This window comes from Pseudomonas sp. LB3P31 (assembly GCF_054897945.1).
On the sequence record NZ_CM142710.1, the window covers coordinates 4,194,429 to 4,216,570 of the forward strand.

The following is a 22,142-nucleotide window of genomic DNA, read 5'->3' on the forward strand; positions in this document are numbered from 1 at the left end:
CTACGCTGTGGTGCAGGTAAAAAAAGAACGAATTTGAATTCGCCACACTCCATATCCGTGGGGGCAGTGGGTGCAGGCCGCAGGCCTTCAGCCGGAATTACCTGACAGAGGAAGACTTATGTTCGGTTTGGAGGCGCTTGATCTCGCCCGAATTCAGTTCGCGTTCACCATCTCATTCCACATCCTGTTCCCGGCCATCACCATCGGCCTGGCAAGTTACCTTGCGGTGCTCGAAGGCTTGTGGCTGAAAACCAACAACGACACCTATCGCGATCTGTACCACTTCTGGTCAAAGATTTTTGCCGTCAACTTCGGCATGGGCGTGGTTTCCGGGCTGGTCATGGCCTATCAGTTCGGCACCAACTGGAGCCGCTTCTCGGACTTCGCCGGTTCCGTCACCGGGCCGCTGCTGACCTATGAAGTGCTTACAGCTTTCTTCCTCGAAGCCGGTTTCCTGGGTGTGATGCTGTTCGGCTGGAACAAGGTCGGGCGCAACCTGCACTTCTTCTCGACCGTGATGGTAGCCATCGGCACGCTGATCTCGACTTTCTGGATTCTCGCCTCCAATAGCTGGATGCAGACTCCGCAAGGCTTTGAGATCGTCAACGGGCAGGTGATTCCAACCGACTGGTTTGCGATCATCTTCAACCCATCATTCCCGTACCGCCTGGCGCACATGGCCACGGCAGCGTTCGTCGCCACGGCATTTTTCGTCGGCTCGTCCGCGGCCTGGCATTTGCTGCGCGGCAAGGACAACCCGGCCATTCGCACCATGCTGTCGATGGCCATGTGGATGGCCTTGATTGTTGCGCCGATCCAGGCCGTCATCGGTGACTTCCACGGTCTCAACACGCTTGAACATCAGCCGGCGAAAATCGCCGCGATCGAAGGCCATTGGGAAAATGTCGGCGATGAACCGACTCCGTTGATCCTGTTCGGCTGGCCGGACATGAAAGAAGAGAAGACCAAGTATGCGGTGGAGATTCCGTACCTGGGCAGCCTGATCCTCACGCACTCGCTGGACAAGCAGGTCCCGGCACTCAAGGACTTCCCACCGGAAGACCGGCCGAACTCGACCATCGTCTTCTGGTCGTTCCGGATCATGGTCGGCCTGGGTTTCCTGATGATCTTCACCGGACTGTGGAGCCTGTGGCTGCGCAAACGCGACAGGCTGTATACCTCGCGTCCGTTCCTCTACCTGGCACTGTGGATGGGGCCATCTGGCCTAATCGCGATCCTGGCGGGCTGGTTCACCACTGAAATCGGCCGCCAGCCGTGGGTGGTCTATGGCCTGATGCGCACGGCAGATGCGTCCTCCAACCACAGCGTCATGCAGATGAGCATTACCCTGATCATGTTCGTCGTGGTGTATTTCGCCCTGTTCGGTGCCGGTCTTGGTTACATGATGCGCCTGGTACGCAAAGGACCGAAGATCGACGAAGGCAAGGAAACCAATGACGGTGGTCCGGGCAAAAAACGCACGCCGGCCCGTCCGCTGTCCGCAGCCGATGACGGTGCTGACAACGACCACAGCCTGACCAAGGAGATTTGAGTCATGGGTATTGATCTTCCGCTGATCTGGGCCGTGATCATCATCTTCGGCATCATGATGTACGTGGTCATGGACGGCTTCGATCTGGGCATCGGCATCCTCTTCCCGTTCATCCCGGGCAAAACCGACCGCGACGTGATGATGAACACCGTCGCGCCAGTCTGGGATGGTAACGAAACCTGGCTGGTGCTGGGCGGGGCGGCGCTGTTTGGCGCGTTCCCGCTGGCTTATTCGGTAGTGCTATCGGCGTTGTACCTGCCGCTGATCTTCATGTTGATGGGGCTGATCTTTCGCGGAGTGGCGTTCGAATTCCGCTTCAAGGCCAAGGATCACAAGCGTCACCTGTGGGACAAGGCGTTCATTGGCGGCTCGCTTGTCGCGACGTTCTTCCAAGGCGTAGCGCTGGGTGCGTTCATTGACGGCCTGCCAGTAGTCAACCGGCAATTTGCCGGGGGCTCGCTGGACTGGCTGACACCATTCACCCTGTTCTGCGGCGCAGCGCTGGTGGTGGCGTATGCCTTGCTCGGTTGCACGTGGCTGATCATGAAAACCGAGGGCAAGTTGCAGGAGCAGATGCACAACCTCGCGCGGCCCCTGGCTTTCGTATTGCTGGCAGTGATTGGTATCGTCAGCATCTGGACTCCGCTGGCGCATCCTGAGATCGCCTCGCGCTGGTTCACCCTGCCGAACCTGTTCTGGTTCATGCCAGTGCCGATCCTGGTACTGGTGACGATGTACGGATTGATCCGTGCCGTGGCGCGCAATGCCAACTACATGCCGTTCCTGCTGACGCTGGTGCTGATCTTCCTCGGCTACAGCGGTCTTGGGATCAGCCTGTGGCCGAACATCGTGCCTCCGTCGATCTCGATCTGGGATGCTGCTGCACCGCCGCAAAGCCAGGGCTTCATGCTGGTAGGTACGCTGTTCATCATCCCGTTCATCCTGGGCTACACCTTCTGGAGCTACTACGTGTTCCGCGGCAAGGTCACCCACGAAGATGGCTACCACTAGAGCCTGTGGAAAACCTATGGGGGGTAGCTATGGCAGAACCTGTGGGAGCAAAGCTTGCTCGCGATGGCGTCATGACAGGCGCCATCAACCTTGAAGAGGAGGGTAGAAAATCATGACCGGTAAACATTCATTGCAGGAAATCGAAGCCGCAGAAAAGAAGCCGCTATGGCAGCGCCTCGGCTGGCTGGCAATGATCTGGGTCGGTAGCGTGGGTGCGCTGTTCATCGTCGCAAGCCTGATGCGCATGTTCATGAACGCAGCGGGCCTGAGTACCCACTGAAATAGTGCCAATAAAAAACCCTCCTGACGCGGAGGGTTTTTTTGCCCGGTTTACTTACGAGCTTTGAGAATCACGAACTTGGGTGTCGCCGCCACCTGTTCGACTCCGCGGAATAGCCGCGCCAGCTTGCTGTGATAACCCAGGTGGCGGTTGCCCACGATATACAGCGCACCTCCCACCACCAATGCTTCCCGGGCCTGCTGGAACATGCGCCAGGCCAGAAAGTCGCCGACCACTTGTTGCTGGTGGAAGGGTGGGTTGCACAGCACCACGTCCAGCGACTGCGGAGCCTGTTCGGCCAGGCCATCGCCGGGCCGTACGATCACATCCCGTTCACCCAGCGCCGCGTGCCAGTTTTCGCTCGCCGATTGGACTGCCATGAATGACTCGTCGACCAGCGTGTAATGCGCCTCCGGGTTCTGCAGAGCACTGGCAATGGCCAGCACCCCGTTGCCACAACCCAAGTCAGCTACCCGTGCTGTCCCCAGGTTCTTCGGCAAGTGCGGAAGAAAAGCCCGAGTGCCGATGTCGAGGCCTTCGCGGCAGAAAACGTTGGCGTGATTGAGCAGCTCGATGGCCGGGGCATCCAGTAGATAACGCGTCGGGTAGGGCGACACCGCCTGGGGCTTGGGCTCGGCAGTTGCGATCAGCAGTCGGGCCTTCTTGACCGCCAGCGAAGCCTGCACCGGGCCGATGTAACGGTCGAGCAGATCTCCAGCCGCGCGGGGCAGGTGCTTGACCATGGCGGCGGCCACCACCTGCGCGCCCGGCGCCAATTGCCCCTGCAGCCGGATCAGTTGTTCTTCAAGCAGGGCCAGGGTCTTTGGCACACGGATCAATACCTGATCGAATGGACCGACAAATGGCAGATGGGCAGGCACTTTTGGCACCGCATCGAAGGCCTGACCATTGCGCACCAGATTTTTCTCCAGGCCTTGGAAGGCCAGGAACGAATCACCGCTGCTGGTGACCTGAGCTTTACCCACCAGACTCGCCGACAGCGCCCCGAAACTGTCGTTAAGCACCAGGACACGGGTCTGCGCTGTCGGTTGCATTTCGGCCAGGTGATTGAGCAGGTACTCGTCCGCAGCATCAAACGCCTGCAGGGGTTCGTTGGACTGTTCGGGCTGGCGGATCAGGTCGAGGCTGGCAAAGGGTGTTTCGAGCAAAGGCATGGGGTGTGGCTCTTGGTAATCAACGGGTGTCCCGCCGCCAAGGACTTGTTGCGGACGGATCCGGCCGAGTGCACTGCGTCGCGCAAGCCTGCACGTCATCACTCAGGATGGGACCGCAAATGGTACGTTTTTTTCTAATGGATTACTCGTGGCATTTTCAACGGGCCGGGGAGCCCGTGAGAAGCCCGTTTCTGGTTGCGGCAATGACTGCGGAAATCTTGTTGCTGACGCCAAACTTTGCTATCGCGCTTTGTATATGAAAATTGATCGTGCGAGCGGTAACGTTGAGGATTTTCGCGCTTTCCCCTGCGGTCTTGCCTGCTGCCGCGAGTTTCAGTACCTCGATCTCACGGTCGGACAGGTGTGGCTGCGTCGGTTCGGACGTTTTAGACGGCTTTGGGAGGGTTTGCGTAACCAGGGTATGCAGGTGGTGGCCAATGAACACCGCGTAACCGAGTTTTTCGTACAGCTCGAACGCAGTGATGGGGCAGTGGCTGCGGGCCAGGCTTAGGGTGCTGCACAAGCCATTGTCCTCATCGATGAACGACTGCGACCAGCCGTGCTGCAAGCCGTGTTGCTCGAGGGCTTCCCACATCCAGGGCGCCTTTGAGAAAAGTCCCTCGGTCCAGACGACAGGAAACATTGAATGATTGCAATGGGCCACTATCGGGTCGCGATTTTCAATGGTTTCCTGCTCCCGCCTGAAGTTCCACTCAGCCGGATAATTGTCAAAGCTGGCTAATGACGGTGCGCTCGTATTACTTAAATAACTGGTTGAAAAAGAACAAAATTTGAAACCGATGTTCCTCACGAACATCAAAGAAGCTTGATAGGCAGAACTGATTTCAGTCGTCACGGACAGCCTGGTCAGTTGGGATTCTTTCCACTGTTCCATAATGAAGCTCCAATACCTACAGCAAAGGGGTGCGTTCTGGATCCGAGATCCGGCACGCATCGAGTGTAGGATATTTCCTTCAGAAACACTGAATAATATTTCGGCGTTATAGGACTTCACGGCGAGCCGTTTAGTTCTAATACAATTTGGAGTTAATGTGGCGTGTTTAAATGGCATGTTTAATCTGATCAGTGTTCAGATGCATTAACTAGTGAGTTAATTGCTGCAGTCACGTGACCTGGTCAAAGCCAATACAAACCGTCGGTGTTTAACCCGCTCGCTTTGCGAGACACTGTAACGGTCTGTTGATTGGAGCACCCCATGACCGCCAGTGCCGAAAAATTTACTCGTCAGGCCTTGCTCGACGTTCAGCCCCTGACCCCGAATCTGTTCACCCTGCGCACCTCCAGGGATCCAGGATTTCGTTTTCGGGCGGGGCAATTCGCCCGTCTGGGTGTTACCAAGGCGGACGGCAGTACCGTGTGGCGGGCATATTCCATGGTCTCTTCGCCGCACGATGAGTTTCTCGAGTTCTTTTCCATCGTGGTGCCGAATGGCGAGTTCACCAGCGAACTGAGCCGGCTTGTTGTGGGCGACACCCTGCTGGTCGAGCGCCAGGCATTCGGTTACCTGACACTGGATCGCTTTGCTGACGGGCGCGATCTGTGGTTATTGGCTACCGGCACCGGCGTGGCGCCATTCTTGTCGATCCTGCAGGACTTCGAGGTCTGGGAAAGATTTGAACGGATCATCCTGGTCTACAGCGTGCGGGAGGCTGCGGAGCTGGCCTATCAGTCGCTGATCGCCGATCTTGCCCAGCGCGATTACCTGGCGGGATACGCGCATAAGCTGCAGTTCATCCCGATTGTCACTCGAGAGCCACATCCCGGGGCATTGAATGGGCGAATCACCACGCTGATAGAGACTGGCGAGCTGGAGCGCGCAGCGGCAGTGATGCTCACCCCTGAGTACTCGCGGGTGATGCTCTGCGGCAACCCACAGATGATCGATGACACTCGCAAGTTATTGAAGCAGAAGGACATGAATCTGAGCTTGAGTCGGCGTCCCGGGCAAGTTGCAGTGGAAACCTACTGGTAAACAAACGGCGCCCTCAAGGCGCCGTTGTCAAATTCATTCCAGGGTGCGGGGGCGCTCGTTCTGCACCTTCAGCAGGTCGCGGATCTCGCCTAGCAGCAGTTCTTCCTTGGTCGGAACCGGCGGCAGAGTAGGGGCCACAGCTTCTTCGCGCTTCAGGCGGTTGATGGCTTTTACGCCCATGAAGATCGCAAAGGCGACGATGATGAAGTCGATCACGCTCTGGATAAATTTGCCGTAGGCCAGCATCACTGCGGGGGCAGTGCCCTCGCCGGCCTTGAGGGTGATGGCCAGGTCACTGAAATCAACACCCCCGATCAACATGCCAATCGGGGGCATGACGACATCGCCAACGAATGACGAAACGATTTTGCCGAACGCTGCGCCGATGATGATGCCGACCGCCATGTCGACCACATTTCCCTTGACCGCGAAGGCCTTGAACTCACTGATCACGCCCATTGGTTGATTCCTTGTACAGATTGGTTGGTAGCCGCAGTGTAATTCAGCAATACGCTTTTTGCTCGAAACGGCTGCTTTAGAGCTTGCCAGTAGTCGACCGGGACGCTTGCAAAAAGTTTAAAACGTAGCCCAAATCGCTGAGTGAATAGCCAGTTTAATTGGAGTTATAGCTGTGTGAGCATCTGCTCTAAAGTATGTTGTAGTGCTTGATGGCAATTGGCCTTAGTGTGGGGGTGTTGTTTTGCAAGTTAAGTTGTACTTGGCGTTTACTATATAAGAGGTCTTGTACAAGTTGTTGAGCTGTATTCAGGTGGCAATGCCTCTGTCTCACTGTCTGTAACTTTCCTGTTATCTCCCCAATAACCGCAGCGCGCTTATCCGTCCCGGCTGCGCTATCATCGCAATTTTTCCCGGGAGTCAAGATGGCCAAGGCGAAGCGCATGTACGGCTGCACCGAGTGCGGCTCAACTTTCCCAAAATGGGCCGGGCAGTGTGGCGAATGTGGTGCGTGGAACACTCTGACCGAAACAATGGTCGAGAGCGGTGGCGCAGCGCCTCCCAGCGGGCGCACCGGTTGGACCGGCCAGCAGGCGCAAATCAGGACGCTCGCTGAAGTCAGCGTCGAAGAAATTCCGCGTTTCTCTACGGCTTCCAGCGAGCTTGATCGGGTACTGGGCGGTGGCCTGGTGGACGGTTCGGTAGTGCTGATCGGCGGAGACCCAGGGATCGGCAAGTCGACCATTCTTCTGCAAACCTTGTGCAATCTGGCCAAGAGCATGCCGGCGCTGTACGTCACCGGTGAGGAATCTCAGCAGCAAGTGGCAATGCGTGCCCGCCGCCTGGGGCTGCCCCAGGACCAGCTGCGGGTTATGACCGAGACCTGCATCGAAACCATCATCGCCACGGCGCGGGTGGAAAAACCCAAGGTCATGGTGATTGACTCGATCCAGACCATTTTCACCGAGCAATTGCAGTCGGCGCCGGGTGGTGTGTCCCAGGTGCGGGAGAGTGCGGCATTGCTGGTGCGGTATGCCAAGCAGAGCGGCACGGCGATTTTCCTGGTGGGTCACGTTACCAAGGAAGGCGCACTGGCTGGTCCCCGAGTGCTGGAGCATATGGTCGACACCGTGCTGTATTTCGAGGGTGAATCCGATGGGCGCCTGCGTTTGCTGCGGGCGGTGAAGAATCGCTTTGGCGCGGTCAATGAGCTGGGTGTGTTCGGCATGACTGACAAGGGCCTGAAGGAAGTCTCTAATCCTTCAGCGATTTTTCTCACGCGCGCCCAGGAAGAAGTACCGGGCAGCGTGGTGATGGCGACGTGGGAAGGGACCCGGCCGATGCTGGTGGAAGTCCAGGCGCTGGTGGATGACAGCCATCTGGCCAATCCACGCCGGGTGACCCTCGGTCTGGATCAGAATCGACTGGCGATGTTGCTCGCGGTGCTGCACCGCCATGGCGGTATTCCGACCCATGATCAGGATGTGTTCCTCAATGTGGTCGGTGGGGTGAAGGTACTGGAGACAGCTTCTGACCTGGCGTTGATGGCTGCGGTGATGTCCAGTTTGCGCAATCGGCCGTTGCCGCATGATCTGCTGGTGTTTGGTGAGGTGGGTCTGTCTGGCGAGGTGCGGCCGGTGCCCAGCGGTCAGGAGCGTTTGAAGGAGGCCGCCAAGCACGGTTTTAAACGCGCTATCGTGCCCAAGGGCAATGCGCCCAAGGAGGCTCCTGCGGGTTTGCAGATCATTGCGGTGACTCGGCTGGAGCAGGCGTTGGATGCGTTGTTCGAGTAGTTTTCGAGCCTCGGCGCGGCCCCTGCCAGAGCGCGATGGCGATGCACTGTGTAGAAGCTGTGTAGGAGCTGTCGAGTGTAACGAGGCTGCGATCTTTTGATCTTGCTTCGTTTTCTCCGTACATATCCATTCCTGCGGCAACGGCTTCTAATGGTTCCGCTTTTACAGCGGGTCACTTGGAAAAGCCCCAAGTAACCAAGGGCTTCCTGCCCCACCACTCGGCACCGAGCCTGGGCGAGGTGCCGAGTGGTGGGGCAAAAAGCGTTTGGTTACTTTGCGCTTTCCAAGTGACCCGCCGTAAGGGCGGAACCATTAGAAGCCGTTACCGCAGCAACGGATATGTACACAGCAAGATCAAAAGATCGCAGCCTCGTTTCTCTCGACAGCTCCTACAGGGCTCCTACAGGGAACGGTGTGACTCGTAAGACAATGGATATGAACACGACCGTCACACCGCCATCGCGAGTAGGGGGATGGACGGCATCAAACCTCGATCAACGCACCCAGCTCGCGCTCCAGCTCCTGCGGATCCCCCAGGTTGAACTCGATCAACCGCCGCAGGCGCTCGATGGATTCCAGGCTGATGTGCCGGCAGACGAAACCCAGTTGACCGTGTTCTGCGTGAGTCAGCTGCACATCCATCCTGATATCGACGTCATCGCTCAGATGAATGTCAACGAAGAAATCCTGTTCCGGATCCCCCAGCCATGGCTTCGGCTGTTCGATCAACAGCCCCTTGAGCGACAGATCAATCAGCTTCACCGGCCAAATGGATTGCCCTTGGCCCAACTCGGTTCTGGCATCGAACTCGATACGTTTGAAGCGACGGCGATCGGCTGGGTGCTCGCTCATGATGCAATCCTCGAAATGTTCGCTGACTATAGACCGCAATTGTGAACGCCCGCCAGCCAGAACCTGCCTCTAGACCAATGTCGGGGTATGGTCTTTGCCGTCAGGACAGCTAAACTCGGGGTGGCTGTCTTTCTTGTCCACCCTGGCTGGAATCATAAAATGAAAAATAATAATAGCCTGCTACGCCACATACCCTGGCTGCTGCTGGCGATCGTAGGAGCGTGCGCCCTGGGCGTAGTGGCATTGCGCCGAGGCGAGGCGATCAACGCCTTGTGGATTGTGGTCGCGGCAGTGGCCATTTATCTGGTTGCATACCGTTACTACAGCCTGTTTATCGCTAACAATGTGATGCAGCTCGACCCGCGACGGGCCACCCCCGCCGTCGTCAATAATGACGGTCTGGACTACGTCCCGACCAACAAACACATCCTGTTCGGTCACCACTTCGCGGCCATCGCCGGCGCGGGACCTCTGGTCGGTCCGGTGTTGGCTGCCCAGATGGGCTACCTGCCCGGTACGCTGTGGCTGATCGCCGGTGTGGTGCTCGCGGGTGCGGTGCAGGACTTCATGATCCTGTTCCTGTCCACCCGGCGCAACGGCCGCTCACTCGGCGACATGGTCCGCGAAGAAATGGGCCGTATCCCGGGGACCATCGCCCTGTTCGGCTGCTTCCTGATCATGATCATCATCCTCGCGGTGCTGGCACTGATCGTGGTCAAGGCTCTGGCCGAGAGCCCGTGGGGCATTTTCACGGTGATGGCGACTATCCCGATCGCGATGTTCATGGGCATCTACATGCGCTACATCCGCCCGGGGCGAATCGGTGAAATTTCCATCATTGGCGTGCTGCTGCTGCTGGGCTCGATCTGGCTCGGCGGGCAGATTGCCGCAGATCCGGTGTGGGCCAAGTCTTTCACCTTCACCGGGATTCAGATTACCTGGATGCTGATCGGCTACGGTTTCGTGGCTGCGGTACTGCCGGTGTGGCTGATCCTGGCACCCCGTGACTACCTGTCGACCTTCCTGAAAATCGGCACCATCATTGCCCTGGCAATCGGCATTCTGGTCACCATGCCAGACCTGAAAATGCCCGCCCTGACCCAGTTCATCGATGGCACTGGCCCGGTGTGGAAGGGCGGTCTGTTCCCGTTCCTGTTCATCACCATCGCCTGTGGCGCGGTCTCGGGTTTCCATGCGCTGATCTCTTCCGGCACCACGCCGAAGCTGCTGGCCAATGAAGGCCACGCCCGCTACATCGGTTACGGCGGCATGTTGATGGAATCGTTCGTGGCCATCATGGCAATGGTTGCCGCCTCGGTGATCGAGCCGGGTGTGTACTTCGCCATGAACAGCCCGGCGGCGATTGTCGGCAGTGATGTCGTGACCGTCGCGCAAACCGTCAGCAGCTGGGGCTTTGCAATCACGCCTGAAGCGTTGCAGGCAGTCGCCAAAGACATCGGTGAGACCACGATCCTGGCACGAGCCGGCGGTGCGCCGACCCTCGCGGTGGGTATTGCGCAGATTCTGCACAGCGTCCTGCCGGGTGAAAACACCATGGCGTTCTGGTATCACTTTGCGATCCTGTTTGAAGCGCTGTTCATCCTGACCGCCGTGGATGCCGGTACCCGTGCCGGACGTTTCATGTTGCAGGATTTGCTCGGTTCTTTCGTGCCGGCGCTGAAACGCACCGAGTCCTGGACCGCCAACCTGATTGCTACGGCTGGCTGTGTGGCGATGTGGGGTTATCTGCTGTATCAGGGCGTGATCGATCCGCTGGGTGGGATCAACACCCTGTGGCCGCTGTTCGGTATCTCCAACCAGATGCTGGCCGGGATCGCGCTGATGCTGGCGACGGTCGTGCTGATCAAAATGAAACGCCAACGCTACATCTGGGTGACGATGCTGCCAGCGGTATGGCTGCTGATCTGCACCGTGACCGCGGGTTTCATCAAGCTGTTCGACGCCAACCCTGCGATCGGTTTCCTTTCGCTGGCGAAGAAGTACAGCGATGCGCTGGCCAACGGCCAGATCCTTGCGCCGGCCAAGGACATCAACCAGATGCAGCACGTGATCTACAACGCCTACACCAACGCAACGCTGACGGGGCTGTTCCTGTTCGTGGTCTTCAGCATCCTGTTCTATGCCCTCAAGGTCGGTATTGCCGCCTGGGGTAAAAAAGAACGTACGGATAAAGAAGCGCCATTCCAGGCAGTGCCGGATGCGTAATCGAGGATTGCCAACATGTTCAATGACCTGAGTCGCCTCGGTAAATACCTCGGGCAGGCCGCGCGCCTGATGGTCGGCATGCCCGACTACGACAACTACGTCGAGCATATGCAAACCAAACACCCGGACAAGCCGGTGATGAGCTATGAGATGTTCTTCCGGGAGCGTCAGGAAGCCCGTTACGGCGGCAAGGGTGGGCCGAAGTGTTGTTGAGTAGGTAACACACTCACACATTGTGGGAGCAAGGCTTGCCCGCGATGGCGATTTGTTGGACGCCATCGCGGGCAAGCCTTGCTCCCACAGTTTTTTCCGAGTTCGGGAGACCATATTTTGTCAGTCCCTATCCCAGTAACAATCCTCAGCGGCTTCCTCGGCGCCGGCAAGACTACGCTGCTGCGCCACCTGCTCAAAGCCGAGCACGGCTTGAAAATCGCCGTGATCGAAAACGAATTCAGCGACGCCGGCATCGACACCCAGTTGTTGGGTGACGAGCCGGTGCAAGTGATGACGCTGTCCAATGGCTGCGTCTGCTGCACCATCCATACGGATCTGACCAAAGCCCTGTACCTACTGCTGGAGCGCCTGGACAGTGGCGAAATCGCCTTCGACCGCCTGGTGATCGAATGCACCGGTCTCGCCGATCCGGCCCCCGTCGCGCAAACCTTCTTCATCGATGAAGAGCTGCGTGAGCGCTACATCCTCGACGGCATCATCACGCTGGTGGATGCGGCCCATGCCGATACTCATCTGACCCAGACTATTGCCCAGGCGCAGATCGGCTTTGCCGACCGTCTGCTGGTGAGCAAGCGAGACCTGGTGGACGAAGCTACTTTCACCGCGTTGAGCGAGCGCCTGACCCGCATTAATCGGCGCGCGCCGATCCGTGTGGTGGAGCACGGCAAGATCGACCTGGCGGAATTGCTTGATGTGCGTGGTTTTAATCTCAACGCCGACCTCGGCAGTGGCCTGAGCCTGCGCCCGGTCAGCAACACGCCCTCCATAGACCGTATTTCCAGCCTGGTGCTGCGTACTGACAAGCCGCTGGATCTCGACAAGCTCAGCGAGTTCATGAATGAACTGCTGGAGGACCATGGAAAGCAATTGCTGCGGTACAAGGGCGTGTTGAGCATCGCTGGTGAAGCGCGGCGGATGGTGTTTCAGGGGGTGTTGAAGTTGTACGGTTTCGACTGGGACACCGAATGGGCGGCTGGTGAGCCGCGGGAAAGTGTGATCGTATTTATCGCTGATGATCTGCCGGAAGAGAAAATTCGTGAGGGGTTTGCGCGGGTGGCGGCTGATTAGGAGCAGAAATCCTCAGTGTTTCTGATGGCCCCTTCGCGAGCAAGCCCGCTCCCACATTGGATCTGTGCATTACCCAGGTTTTTTTGGCCGACACAAATCAAAATGTGGGAGCGGGCTTGCTCGCGAAAGCGTCCTAACCGACAGCATATTCCTTACCGGTAAAGGGTGGCGCATTTAACAAGATCCCTTCCATATGATCCAGGTGCCGATTCAGCAAAGCCAACGCCATCACTGCATCCCCGCATTCCACTGAATCCAGCAATCCCTGATGCGTCTGCCAATCGCAACAACTCACTGCATACCCATCAATCTGCGCAATCGCCAATGATGTAAGCGGCACCAGACTCCCCAGAAAATGCGCCAACGGTGCATTACCCGCCATTTCCGCCAGCTGCAAATGAAACTCCCCAGCCAGCCGAATCGCCGGCCCCTGTTCGGTACAGTGACGCTCCTGCTCGATCAGGGCGCGCAGCCGTTCCAAACCCTGGCCGCCACTTCGCTGACAGGCGAGCTGCACCAGCGTGGTTTCAGTCAACCGTCGTGCATGCAGCGTCTGTCGGGTCTGCTCGCGATCGAGCCTGGCGACCCGAGGCCGGTGGTTGGGCTTGAGGACAATGATCTGCTGGTGTGAAAGCCGGCTCAGCACGCCACGAATCTCACTGCGCCGAGCACTGAACATCAACGCCAGGCTGTCTTCGGTAAACCGGCTGCTGGCATCGATTCGCTGTTCGAGAATAGCGTCGAAGACCCGCGCGTACAGATCATCCGTTAGCAGGGAATAGGGCAGGGCAGCAAGAGTCTGCGGTGAAGCGAAGCTATTCATGGCCTGTCTCCAGTTCGAGGGGGTTCAACTACGGAGGTTGTCGTCTGGAATGTTCAGTTCAATACCCATGCGCTGGCCTTCGCGAAGAATATGGCGACGCATCTCGGCGCTGGCCTGGGCGCTGTTCTTGCTGCGGATCGCCCGTACTACGGCTTCGTTTTCTTCAAGCCGTTCAGCCAGGTGTTCCGGGGAATTGCGTAGCACCTCGGCGCTCTGCTTTAGCGCATTGCTGGTCTGCTGCACCACGCTCTGGAAGATCGGATTCGACGTCAGGTTGAACAGTTCTTCGTGGAACCCGATGTAGGCGTTCACCCCGGCTTCGCTGTCATTGGCTTCCAGGGCTTCGCGCATGTCCATGAGGGTCAGGCGCAGTTGCCCGACTTCCTTGCTGCTGATCGATTGCGCCACCAGCCCGACAATGAACGGCTCCAGGGTGTAGCGCAGTTGCAGCACATCTTCGAGGCTCGCCCCTGCTACGGCGCTGTCATGGGACTGGCTGTCACTGAGATTAGCCTCCAGCACCACAACGCCCTTCCCCGGCATGGAACGCACCAGCCCGAGGGTTTCCAGGACGATCACCGCTTCGCGCAAGCTCGGGCGGCTAATGCCCATTTGTTCGGCCAGCTCCCGCTGCCCTGGCAACATTTCGCCGGAGCGCCATTGGCCGCGGGCCAGAGCGGCCCGAAGTTTTTCCACGACTGAATTCACAACGGTCGACGAGGTAATCACTGTTCGCTCCATGAGCATTCAAGACGATTTGATCACCGTGCCTGCCCGCAGGCAGGCACGGCATTGATTCAGAATTCCTGCTGGTGCGCCGGGGCGACCGGTTTTCTCGGCTGGAAGGTATAACCCACCTGGCCGGAAAGCACCTTGTTCGCGCGCTGGACGTCGATGTCCTTTTCCCAGCGGGCGATGGCCACTGTGGCGACGCAGTTGCCGATCAGGTTGGTCAGCGCGCGTCCGATACCCATGAACCAGTCCACTGCCAGCACCAGCACCAGGCCGACCACCGGGATCGCCGGAATGGCCGTCAGCGTCGCCGCGAGAATTACCAGTGCGGAGCCGGGAATGCCGTGCGCGCCCTTGGAGGTGATCAGCGATACCAGCAGGATGGTCAGCAGATCAGTCATGGCCAGCGGTGTGCCGGTGGCATTGGCGATAAACACGATGGCGAGTGTCAGGTAGATGGAAAAACCATCGAGGTTAAACGAGTAACCGGTAGGGATCACCAGGCCGACAGTCGAACTGCCGATGCCCAGGTGCTCCAGCTTGCGCATGATCTGCGGCAGCACGGCGTCGGACGAGGCGGTGCCCATGACGATCAGCAGTTCTTCACGCAGGTACTTGAGCAGCGGCCACATCCGCAGGCCGGACAGGCGCATGACCAGGCCGAGAATCACCGAGACGAAAGCGACACAGGTCAGGTAGAACAGGCCCACCAGGCTGCCCAGATGCTGCAGCGAGTCCAGGCCATATTTGCTGGTAGTAAACGCGATGGCGCCGAACACGCCGATCGGCGCCAGGCGCACGATCATGCCCATGATGCGAAAGATCACATGGCTCAGCTCGTTGATGAGCCGGGAGATCCCTGACGCCGCTTCGCCCACCAGGTTGAGCGCACTGCCAAACAACACTGAGAACAGCAGGACCTGGAGGATGTTGTTCTCGGCAAAGGCACCGATTACTGAGGTGGGGATCAGGTCCATCAGGAACTGCGTGGTGGTGTGCATGTGCTGGCCGCGCTGGGCGATGTCGCCCATGTCGGCGGCGGAGAGCTGGTCCAGGTGAATGTTCGCGCCGCTGCCGATGCCGGTGCTGAAGGCGAATACCAAGCCGATCACCAAGGCGATGGTGGTCAGGATTTCAAAGTAGATCACCGATTTCAGACCGATGCGTCCAACCTTCTTCAAGTCGCCGGCACCGCTGATGCCGCTGACCACCACGCAGAATACGATCAGGCCAATGAGCATCTTGATCAGTTTGATGAAGCCATCACCCAGCGGTTTGAGCTGAGCAGAATATTCGGGGAGGGTCAGCCCGCAGACGATGCCGAGCACCAGTCCGAGAACCACTTGGAGGAAGATTGAACGCGAGCACCATCTGAGCATGGGAGGAATCCTGGTCGGCGTCCTGGCTGCCGTGCGCCAAGGCGCATCAGATTCAGGACTTAATTATTGTGGTCTTACCGGTATGTCCAGTGCAGGCGCAGTCTACGCTGGGTTTTTTCAGGATTACAAGCGGATTTATGAAAATTGGCATGACCGGTCTGACCGGTTGCCCGGATCCCCTGTAGGAGCTGCCGAAGGCTGCGATCTTTTGATGTTGTTTTTAAGATCAAAAGATCGCAGCCTTCGGCAGCTCCTACGGGGAGGTGTAGGAAAAAACCGGTGCGAGTCGGTTTTACACATTTTAAACTTCGTTGGGCGAATCCAGATAGGGAGCGTTTCTCTTGTCAATCATTAAGCTAAATACCAAGGGTGTTTCGCCTTTGTCGGCAATATAGGTGTAATTTGAATCATGAGGTCTGTGTTGGTGCAAAAGTCCTGAATCCTTAACCTGAATATAAATTTCAGGGTCGTCTTCACGAATGTCATCCAGCGTTAATACTTTGTGGCGTTTGCTGATCAAGTTAAAGGTCGTTGATCCGGTCGTTGGAAACGCTCCAAAAAGTCCTGTGTCGCTGATACTAAGACACTTGCCGAATTGAGGGCCTAGCGTGCGGATATACAGTTGGTAATCGCTGCCAGTATATCTAAAGTACAGCTGCAGGCGAGACTTGGCTTGCACTGCGGCCCCGGACAGCAGTCCTACAAGGTGTGAATGGTCTCGTTGCTGCGGGCGTCCGGTATAAAAACCTCCACTGCTCATTGAGGAGGTCACTAGAGTCTTCTGTCCATGCAGTGCTTCCAGAAAGTGTAAAACTATGCCAGCTGTGTCCAAGGTTGCGGTAAATGATTTTTGTCGGTCGGTACTCATGGCTTAATCTCCGTATTCATTTGTTTAAAACCAACCTCAGGTGTTTCTTGCTCTGAGATGAGTGTTCTAAAGGCTTTTGAATATAAGGGTATTAAGCGTGCATTGTGCTGTCTCTTGCTTTTCAAACTATGTCCCTAAAGACATTGCGCGCGAAGCGTGACGGTGGAAACTCTGGTGATCGTAATTGGAATATAAAAAAAGCCCGACCATTGCTGATCGGGCTTAGGTACACCGAGGTAGTGAGTCCTCGATTAAGCGCCGTACACCGGCAGCTTCTTGCAGATGGCCTTGACCTTCTCACGAACGGCATCGATCACCGCTTCGTTGTTCAGGTCTGCCAGAATGTCGCAGATCCAGCCAGCCAGTTCCTTGCACTCGGCTTCCTTGAAACCACGAGTGGTCACGGCCGGGGTGCCGAAGCGCAGGCCGGAAGTGACGAACGGAGACCGTGGATCGTTAGGCACGGAGTTCTTGTTCACGGTGATGAAAGCCTTGCCCAGAGCGGCGTCGGCATCTTTACCGGAAATTTCCTGCTTGATCAGCGACAGCAGGAACAGGTGGTTTTCAGTACCGCCCGATACCACGTCGAAACCGCGCTCGATGAACACGCCGGCCATGGCCTTGGCATTCTTCACCACTTGTTGCTGGTAAGTCTTGAACTCAGGCTGCAGCGCTTCCTTGAAGCAGATCGCCTTGGCAGCGATCACGTGCTCCAGCGGGCCACCCTGGGCGCCCGGGAATACGGCGGAGTTCAGCTTCTTCTCGATGTCGGCGTTGGCGCGAGCCAGGATCAGGCCGCCACGTGGACCGCGCAGGGTCTTGTGCGTGGTGGTGGTCACGACGTCGGCGTAAGGAACCGGGTTCGGGTAGACGCCAGCGGCGACCAGACCGGCCACGTGAGCCATGTCAACGAACAGGTAGGCGCCAACCTTGTCAGCGATTTCGCGGAAGCGCGGGAAATCGAGGATCTGCGAGTAGGCAGAGAAACCGGCCACGATCATTTTCGGCTTGTGCTCAACCGCCAGGCGCTCGACTTCGTCGTAGTCGATCAGGCCATTGGCGTCGATGCCGTACTGAACGGCGTTGTACAGCTTGCCGGAGGAGGAAACGCTGGCGCCGTGGGTCAGGTGACCGCCGTGGGCCAGGCTCATGCCCAGGATGGTATCGCCAGCCGACAGCAGAGCCAGGTATACGGCGCTGTTGGCTTGCGAGCCGGCGTGCGGCTGAACGTTGGCGTAATCAGCGCCGAACAGTTCCTTGGCACGATCGATTGCCAGTTGCTCGACCACGTCGACGTACTCGCAACCGCCGTAGTAGCGCTTGCCAGGGTAGCCTTCGGCGTACTTGTTGGTCAGAACCGAACCTTGAGCCTCCATCACCGCAGGGCTGGTGTAGTTTTCCGAAGCGATCAGCTCAATGTGCTCTTCCTGGCGCACGGCTTCTTGCTCCATGGCGGCGAAGAGATCGGCGTCGTACTTGGCAATAGTCAAATCACGGCTGAACATGGCGGTCCTCAGGGATCGGGGCAGAAAAGGGGGGCATTCTAACCCAATGGGTTTTAGATGGCATATGAAAGGACATCATGTCGCAGACAAGTGGGCTTCATGACGGGATCGGCGGTGATAGTGCGGTCCTCATCGCGGGCAAGCCTTGCTCCCACAGATGTGATTCCTTCAGGGCAGGCCTAGCTCTGAGATCTGTGGGAGCAAGGCTTGCCCGCGATAGGGCCCGCATACTCACCACAAAGCTTCACTCGAACTCAAACAATGCCTGATGACTGAACTGCGCCTCAAACCCGCTCGCCGGCATCGGTCGACCGAACAGATACCCCTGAACCTCATCACACCCATGCTCACGCAGGAAATTCAGCTGCTCTTGCGTCTCCACACCTTCAGCGATCACCGCCAGGTTGAGGCTGTGAGCCATCGCAATGATCGCACGGGCAATCTGCGCATCCTGCTCGCCGGAAGGCAGGCCATCGACGAAAGTGCGATCGATTTTCAGCACATCGATCGGGAACTGCTTGAGGTAGTTGAGGGATGAGTAACCCGTGCCGAAGTCATCGACCGCGATGCTCAGACCGAGATTTTTCAAGCCGTCGAGGATCTGCATCGCCTCGCTGACCTCGCGCATCAGGATGCTTTCGGTCAGCTCCAGTTCCAGGCACGCCGGAGGCAAGCCGGTGTCGCGCAGGATAGTGGCGATGCGCGTGCCCAATTGCCCATCGGAGAACTGCCGCGCCGAGATGTTTACCGACACTTTCGGCACGCGAACCTTGGCCTGGTGCCACGTCTTGAGCTGACGGCAGGCTTCGCTGATTACCCAGTCGCCGACATCCACCACCAGGCCGAGCTCTTCGAGCACCGGGATGAAATCCCCCGGCGGCACCAGCCCGCGACGTGGATGACGCCAGCGCAGCAGGGCTTCCGCTCCGGTCAGGCGTTTGCCGTCGCCGCTGAATTGCGGCTGGTAATACAGCACGAATTCGTTTTGCTCCAGGGCGTGGCGCAGATCGCTTTCCAGCTCAAGGCGTTCCAACGCGCTGGCGTTCATGTCGGCCTGATAGAACTGGAAATTGTTCTTGCCGCGCTCCTTGGCGTGATACATCGCAGTGTCGGCGTTTTTCATCAGCTGGCTGAGTTCATTGCCGTCTTGCGGGCTCAGGGCGATACCGATACTGGCGGTGACGAAAAACTCCCGGCCTTCGAGCACGAAGGGTTTCACCAGGCTGCCGAGTATCTGTTCGGCGACATGAATGGCCCGGTTCAACGCCATCTCGCGGTTGGCCCGTGGTTGCAGGAGCAAGGTGAACTCGTCGCCGCCCATGCGGGCCACGGTGTCGTCATCGTCGACGCAACCGAGCAGGCGCGTGGCCATTTCCTTGAGCATGCGATCGCCGGCGGCGTGGCCCAGGGAATCGTTGATCGGCTTGAACCGGTCAAGGTCGAGGAACATCAGCACCACCCAGCCTTTCTGCCGCTCGGCCGACTGCAGCGCGGTGTGCAGACGATCCTGGAACAGCGTGCGGTTGGGCAAGTGCGTCAGGGCGTCATAGTAAGCGAGACGGTGGATGCGCTGTTCGCTGGCCTTGCGCTCGCTGATGTCGCTGAAGAAACACACATAGCTGGCCAGGTCGCCTTCGTCATCCAGCACCGCCGTGATGCCGACCCAGGCCGGGTAATGTTCGCCATTGCGCCGCTTGAGCCAGACTTCGCCTTCCCAGGTGCTGTGCTGGTTGAGTTGTTTGAGCACGTAGCGCAGGTGCGCCTCCTGTTGCTCATCCACGGTGAGCATATTCGGCAGCTGGTCGAGCACGTGTTCGACTGCGTAACCGCTGACGCGGCTGAAGGCTTCATTGGCTTGGACGATGTAGCCGGCCGGGTCAGTGATCAGGATCGCCGAGGTCGAGTGCTCGAAGACCGTTGCGGCCATGCGCAGGTCTTTCTCGGCCCGGCGTTGCTGGCTGATATCGCGACCGACGCCCAGCACGCCTTCGAAGGCGCCTTGTTCATCCCATACCAGTACCAGGCGCAGTTCAATGGGGATCTTGCGGCCGTCGGCCCGCAGGCAGTCGAACAGGTAAAGCTGGGTCTGCACCTGGTCACGCAGCAACGCGAGCGTTTCAGGTTTGTTCAATGCCTTGCTGACCCGGTCCATCAAGCTGTAGATGCCGGTCAGTTGTTGTGGGTTGGCGATGGTCGATTGCCAGCCGTTCTGGAAGATCCACTCGACGTCATAGCCCAGCACCGCCTGCACCGATGGACTGACGTAGTTAAGTGACATCTTGCTGTCGGTGGAGAAAATCACGTCGCTGATGCTTTCGGCGAGCATGCGGTAACGCTGCTCGCTGTCGCGCAGGGATTCACTGGCTTCGATCTGCTCGGTGATGTCCTTGGCGACGCCAATGATGCGGGTTACCTGATCATGCTTGTCCCGCGCCAGGGCTTGCTCGCGCACTTCGAACCGGCGCCATTTGCCGTCCCGGTGGCGGAAGCGCAACTGGCACTGCATCAACTGGCTATAGCCGCCCTGGCGCTGGGTCTGGCGCGAACGGTGATAGAAGTCGGCATCTTCGGGGTGCAGCAGGATTTCCCAGAAGTACTCGCCCATCTGGTGCAGCTCGGTACGGTTGTAACCGAGGGTCTGGCCCAGATGGTGGTTGCTGAAGATCATTCGCTGGCTGATGACATCTTGCACGTACAGATGATCCGGTACCGTGCGTACTACGTCGGACCAGAAACTTTCACGCTCCAGCAGTGACAGCTCGATGAGCTTGCGGCTGGTGATGTCGGTAATGCTCAGGATCACCGCTTTGTGGTCATCCTGATCCTGCGGCAGGCGCAGCACCAGCCACAAGTGCTGATCACGGCCACTGGCGTCCTGCAGGCGAATTTCCAGTTCCAGCTGTTTGTGCTGCAGTAGCACGGCTTCGAGTATCGGCTCGCCAATGGCGCAGCCGTCCAGCGGGTCGGCGTCGATAAGACGCTCCCAGGCCTGCTCCGGGGTGTTGACCTCCAGCAGTTGCAAGGCCACCAGGTTGACCTCGGTGATGCGCAATTCGCGCAGCATCTGTTGACGCTGCGCAGGCAGTACCAGCCAGCTATTCAGCTGATCGATGGTGCCGATGCGCGCCTTGTCGAACGCGCTCTTGAGCCCGGACAGATCCAGAACACACAGGGCGACGCCGGTCCCTTCAAAGATGTCCTGATACCGTCGACGACCTTCGTGCACCTGGCGCTGGCGGCGGCGCATGTTCAGCAAAGCGAGAAACGGCAGCAGGGAAAAGGCCAGGCCCAGCAGGCATTTGCCGATGAACGCCGGCAGCAGTTGTTCGATGACCCGCTGGTGGTCGAACAGCCCGCGCAATTGCCAGTCGCTGCTGCTCAGGGGCACTGTCAGCACGCTGTTGGCCAGGTCTTCGGGGGTCAGCTCGCCCGGTTCTGCCAGTGGCACGGCGTCGTCGCGGCTGATGATCTGCCGATTGACGCGGTTTTCCACCACCCACTGCGGACGGATCCCGGCTTCATTGGGCTTGGCCAGCGACGAAAGGAATGTCGGTGAGAGGCGCAGTGCCCAGTAACCGCGAGTGCTGCCGCTGGCTTGATGCAACAACAGGTGGACCACCGAGCCGTCGTCGGCATTGCTGAAATAGTGCGCCTGGGCGTGGCTGCGGCGCACCAGTTCGCTGAGATAGTCGGCATCCGTGCTGTTTGCGGCGCTGTCGCTGAGGATTTTTCCGGATGGACTGAGCAGCGCCAGGCTGCGTACGTCGGGCAATGACTGCTGAACTCTGCGTAGCAGGGCCAGCTGTTCGTCGGCAGTCTGTGGTTGCTCGACGATCGGTAGCAGGTTAAGTGCGATCTGCGCGTTCAGTGCCATGTTCAGGCTGACCTGCGAAGCCAGGTCGGCAGTGAAGTCGATGGTGTATTGACGCTGGTTTGTCTGGGTTTCGCGCAGTTGGTCGAGCAACTGCCAGAACAGCAGGCCGAGCAACAACAACACGAGCGTGGCCAGCGCGCCTTTCAACGTCCCGCGCAGGGGCGAGTTGGCCGCAGATTTGGCAGCGCTCACAGGAGACGGTGGAGGCACGTTAGGCAAGCTGGGTAATCCTGCGGCAGGGCTGGACTGGTACGACGCGCACTATAAGCCGGACGCCCGAAGGGCGGCTAGCATGCCCTGTGTTGTGGCAAAGTGCCAGCC

The 22,142-nt window shown here is 58.3% G+C and carries 18 protein-coding genes; 8 read left to right on the forward strand and 10 right to left on the reverse strand.

Going from position 1 to position 22,142, the window contains the following annotated elements; all coding sequences use genetic code 11:
* The first annotated feature begins 118 nt into the window (after positions 1-118).
* The 3 genes from ACYZTK_RS19065 to ACYZTK_RS19075 all read left to right on the forward strand — a co-directional run bounded on the left by ACYZTK_RS19065 (position 119) and on the right by ACYZTK_RS19075 (position 2,843).
* Positions 119-1,552, forward strand: a complete 1,434-nt coding sequence (locus tag ACYZTK_RS19065) for a cytochrome ubiquinol oxidase subunit I (RefSeq protein WP_462011263.1) — start codon at positions 119-121, stop codon at positions 1,550-1,552.
* Between the two features lie 3 nt (positions 1,553-1,555).
* Complete coding sequence (cydB, locus tag ACYZTK_RS19070) at positions 1,556-2,563, forward strand: cytochrome d ubiquinol oxidase subunit II (RefSeq protein WP_462011264.1); 1,008 nt, start codon at positions 1,556-1,558, stop codon at positions 2,561-2,563.
* Between the two features lie 112 nt (positions 2,564-2,675).
* Entirely contained in the window at positions 2,676-2,843 is a 168-nt protein-coding gene (locus tag ACYZTK_RS19075; protein ID WP_247292717.1) for a DUF2474 domain-containing protein, read from the forward strand.
* Between the two features lie 50 nt (positions 2,844-2,893).
* Here the strand turns inward: ACYZTK_RS19075 and ACYZTK_RS19080 are convergent, their stop codons facing one another.
* Entirely contained in the window at positions 2,894-4,018 is a 1,125-nt protein-coding gene (locus ACYZTK_RS19080) for a methyltransferase (protein WP_462011265.1), read from the reverse strand.
* 157 nt (positions 4,019-4,175) lie between these two features.
* Entirely contained in the window at positions 4,176-4,913 is a 738-nt protein-coding gene (locus ACYZTK_RS19085) for an autoinducer binding domain-containing protein (RefSeq protein ID WP_462011266.1), read from the reverse strand.
* A gap of 321 nt (positions 4,914-5,234) precedes the next feature.
* On the opposite strand from ACYZTK_RS19085, the gene ACYZTK_RS19090 reads away from it, so the two are divergent.
* Positions 5,235-6,011 (forward strand): ferredoxin--NADP reductase, encoded by a 777-nt coding sequence (locus tag ACYZTK_RS19090; protein ID WP_462011267.1) that lies wholly within the window; start codon positions 5,235-5,237, stop codon positions 6,009-6,011.
* Between the two features lie 33 nt (positions 6,012-6,044).
* Here ACYZTK_RS19090 and mscL read toward each other — a convergent pair whose 3' ends face one another.
* Entirely contained in the window at positions 6,045-6,470 is a 426-nt protein-coding gene (mscL, locus tag ACYZTK_RS19095) for a large-conductance mechanosensitive channel protein MscL (protein WP_462011268.1), read from the reverse strand.
* A gap of 422 nt (positions 6,471-6,892) precedes the next feature.
* On the opposite strand from mscL, the gene radA reads away from it, so the two are divergent.
* Positions 6,893-8,260, forward strand: a complete 1,368-nt coding sequence (gene radA / locus ACYZTK_RS19100) for a DNA repair protein RadA (protein WP_462011269.1) — start codon at positions 6,893-6,895, stop codon at positions 8,258-8,260.
* Positions 8,261-8,743: 483 nt separating this feature from the next.
* Here radA and ACYZTK_RS19105 read toward each other — a convergent pair whose 3' ends face one another.
* Positions 8,744-9,112 carry a PilZ domain-containing protein gene (locus ACYZTK_RS19105; protein WP_462011270.1) on the reverse strand — a complete coding sequence of 123 codons (369 nt, stop codon included), beginning with the start codon at positions 9,110-9,112 and terminating at the stop codon, positions 8,744-8,746.
* A gap of 159 nt (positions 9,113-9,271) precedes the next feature.
* On the opposite strand from ACYZTK_RS19105, the gene ACYZTK_RS19110 reads away from it, so the two are divergent.
* The 3 genes from ACYZTK_RS19110 to yjiA all read left to right on the forward strand — a co-directional run bounded on the left by ACYZTK_RS19110 (position 9,272) and on the right by yjiA (position 12,640).
* Positions 9,272-11,338: a carbon starvation CstA family protein gene (locus ACYZTK_RS19110; protein WP_462011271.1), complete on the forward strand. Its 2,067-nt coding sequence runs from the start codon at positions 9,272-9,274 to the stop codon at positions 11,336-11,338.
* Between the two features lie 15 nt (positions 11,339-11,353).
* Positions 11,354-11,551: a YbdD/YjiX family protein gene (locus ACYZTK_RS19115; RefSeq protein WP_007895266.1), complete on the forward strand. Its 198-nt coding sequence runs from the start codon at positions 11,354-11,356 to the stop codon at positions 11,549-11,551.
* A 117-nt stretch (positions 11,552-11,668) separates the two neighbouring features.
* A complete protein-coding gene (gene yjiA, locus ACYZTK_RS19120; RefSeq protein ID WP_462011272.1) occupies positions 11,669-12,640 on the forward strand; it encodes a GTPase in 972 nt (323 codons plus the stop codon).
* 133 nt (positions 12,641-12,773) lie between these two features.
* Here yjiA and ACYZTK_RS19125 read toward each other — a convergent pair whose 3' ends face one another.
* From ACYZTK_RS19125 to ACYZTK_RS19150, 6 genes are all read right to left on the reverse strand, one after another.
* A complete protein-coding gene (locus tag ACYZTK_RS19125; protein WP_462011273.1) occupies positions 12,774-13,463 on the reverse strand; it encodes a GntR family transcriptional regulator in 690 nt (229 codons plus the stop codon).
* A gap of 24 nt (positions 13,464-13,487) precedes the next feature.
* Complete coding sequence (locus ACYZTK_RS19130; protein ID WP_462011274.1) at positions 13,488-14,192, reverse strand: FadR/GntR family transcriptional regulator; 705 nt, start codon at positions 14,190-14,192, stop codon at positions 13,488-13,490.
* Positions 14,193-14,260: 68 nt separating this feature from the next.
* Positions 14,261-15,574, reverse strand: a complete 1,314-nt coding sequence (locus tag ACYZTK_RS19135) for a C4-dicarboxylate transporter DctA (protein WP_462011275.1) — start codon at positions 15,572-15,574, stop codon at positions 14,261-14,263.
* 301 nt (positions 15,575-15,875) lie between these two features.
* Positions 15,876-16,442, reverse strand: coding sequence for a hypothetical protein (locus tag ACYZTK_RS19140; RefSeq protein WP_462011276.1), 567 nt, complete (start codon positions 16,440-16,442; stop codon positions 15,876-15,878).
* 251 nt (positions 16,443-16,693) lie between these two features.
* Positions 16,694-17,947: a serine hydroxymethyltransferase gene (glyA, locus tag ACYZTK_RS19145; protein WP_462011277.1), complete on the reverse strand. Its 1,254-nt coding sequence runs from the start codon at positions 17,945-17,947 to the stop codon at positions 16,694-16,696.
* 244 nt (positions 17,948-18,191) lie between these two features.
* Positions 18,192-22,040, reverse strand: coding sequence for a sensor domain-containing protein (locus tag ACYZTK_RS19150; RefSeq protein WP_462011278.1), 3,849 nt, complete (start codon positions 22,038-22,040; stop codon positions 18,192-18,194).
* Positions 22,041-22,142: the final 102 nt, after the last annotated feature.